Raw genomic sequence first — 2,177 nt, 5'->3', positions numbered from 1 at the left:
GGCTTTGCAGAATCATGCTGCTATTGACGTTGCGGAATCGCTATAGGATCTGCGCTCATGACCTGTGAGCGAGACGCTCTACCTTGATTGGGCATGAGTTGCATGTGGGAGCATCTTGCTCCCATTTCGATTTTCTAACCTCATTCTGCAACGCCCTGCTATGGAGCAATACCGAACTTGCGCTATGGTTAAGGCATGCAGAGGTTGATATTCTGATTCAGCAACACTTGGACAGACATCAGCATTTCAGATATCTCGCCACCATGCCGCTTGCGCGAATGGCAGGCGCAACCGCCAAACCTTGCGGACAACGGTTCAATGGGCGTTGAATGATGGTGTAGAGCCCTAATTGCCCATGGTCGTTTCCCTAGATCAACTCGCCCAGCTTCCCCTCTTTTATAATCTTAAGACGGATGAACTAGTCGATCTACAACCCCATACCCGTCTCCTGTCCTACCAAGCAGGGGAGGTGGTTTTGCAAGAGGGCGATCGCCTACCCTCCCAGCTTTATAGTCTTAGCGTTGGCCAACTTCGGGTAGCAAAGCTGGCTAGCAGTGGCAAGGAGACCATTTTACGCACCCTTGCACCTGGTGATATCTTCGCTGCACCAGCACTTTTTGGCGATCAGGTCGCCCCTGCAAATGTCACCGCGATCGCCGAAGCTCAAGTGATCACCATCGATCGCCAGGCATTGCTGACCCTATTTCGCCAGCATCCAGACGTACCGCTGACCATGCTAATGATGTTCAATCATCGCTTGCAGCAGCTTCATGATACTGTCCACGGGCTGGTGTCTGAGCGGGCTGTGGTGCGGCTTGTCCATTATTTGCAATACGCTGCCAACAACTATGGCACGGTCACCTTAGCGGAAGGAGAAGAACTGCGATCGCCCCTGCCCCACTACCAAATTGCCCGCAGCATTGGCATCACCTATGAAGAATGTGTGCGCCTCTTTAAGCAACTGCATCCTGTGGTCACCTATCAACGGGGTGGACGGATTCGGGTACAGGACTGGCAACGTCTAGATGAGGTGCTGGAGGTTGCGGCCGAGTCGCCAACCTCTTCAGAGCGATCGGGCGATCGCTAGATATCTTGACGGCGCGACCGGTAGACTAAAAAAGGTGAGTAATAAAGACAAGTATGGGTGAGCCTGTGGAACATCGTGACGTAGCAGATGCCTTGGTGATAGGGGCTGGACCCGCCGGATTATCCATGGCTGCCGAGCTGGGGAGCCGGGGTTTGCGGGTAATTGGGCTGACCCAGGCTGAGCCGACCGCTGCTTGGCCCAACACCTACGGCATTTGGTGCGATGAACTTGAATCACTGTTGCTAGCTGATATGTTGGGCCATCGCTGGCATGACTGCGTGGTTTATACAGGGTCAAGGGTCACAGCACTGAACCGTGACTATGGACTGATCAATAAGACCAAACTCCAACGTCATTTCCTCGATCGCTGCGATCGCCACTCTGTGGTTTGGCAACGAGGCACCGCCGCTCAGATTGACCATGAATCAGACGTCTCCTGCATCACCACCCAAGACGGTGCTCAACTCACCGCCCGTATTGTCGTGGATGCCAGCGGCCATCGCCCTGCCTTGGTGCAGCGGCCGCCCTTAGCCAATGTTGCCTACCAAGCAGCCTATGGTATCGTTGGCCGCTTCTCCAAGCCACCTATTCGTCCCCAGCAATTTGTGTTGATGGACTATCGTGCCGATCATCTCACCGCCGCTGAGCGATCCCAGCCTCCTACCTTCCTCTATGCCATGGATTTAGGCGATGGGGTCTATTTTGTTGAAGAAACGTCCTTGGCCCATAGTCCAGCGATCGCCTTTGAGGAACTAGAACGTCGCCTCCATCAACGGTTAGCCCACCATGGCGTAGCGGTCACCGAGGTTCATCACACCGAACGCTGCCTATTTCCCATGAACTTGCCCATGCCCTTCTTGGATCAACCCGTGGTTGGGTTTGGCGGCGCGGCTAGCATGGTACATCCAGCCTCTGGCTATATGGTGGGCAGTCTCCTTCGCCGTGGCCCGGTCTTGGCCGAGGCGATCGCCCAGGCTCTCAATGGTGCCAGTTCTCCCCAGGATACGGCGCGGGCAGCTTGGCAGGCATTATGGTCGCCAGAACGCTTGCGCAAATATTATCTGTATCGTTTTGGGCTCAGCAACTTGCT

2 protein-coding genes are annotated in these 2,177 nt (G+C 54.8%); both read left to right on the top strand.

Going from position 1 to position 2,177, the window contains the following annotated elements; translation table 11 throughout:
- Positions 1-355 precede the first annotated feature (355 nt).
- The gene (locus V6D20_05075) at positions 356-1,087 is read left to right on the top strand and encodes a Crp/Fnr family transcriptional regulator (GenBank protein ID HEY9815161.1); all 732 of its coding nucleotides are present in this window, start codon (positions 356-358) and stop codon (positions 1,085-1,087) included.
- A 65-nt stretch (positions 1,088-1,152) separates the two neighbouring features.
- A partial coding sequence (locus V6D20_05070) for a lycopene cyclase family protein (protein HEY9815160.1) occupies positions 1,153-2,177 on the top strand: 1,025 nt, incomplete at its 3' end.

It is taken from the genome of Candidatus Obscuribacterales bacterium, assembly GCA_036703605.1.
Lineage (GTDB): Bacteria > Cyanobacteriota > Cyanobacteriia > RECH01 > RECH01 > RECH01.
The sequence above is the reverse complement of the archived record's forward strand: the minus strand, read 5'-3'. Positions and strand labels throughout refer to the sequence as shown.

Coding starts and splice junctions, on each gene's coding strand:
- V6D20_05075 (HEY9815161.1), top strand. CDS start 356: ATGGTCGTTTCCCTAGATCAACTCGCCCAGCTTCCCCTCTTTTATAAT.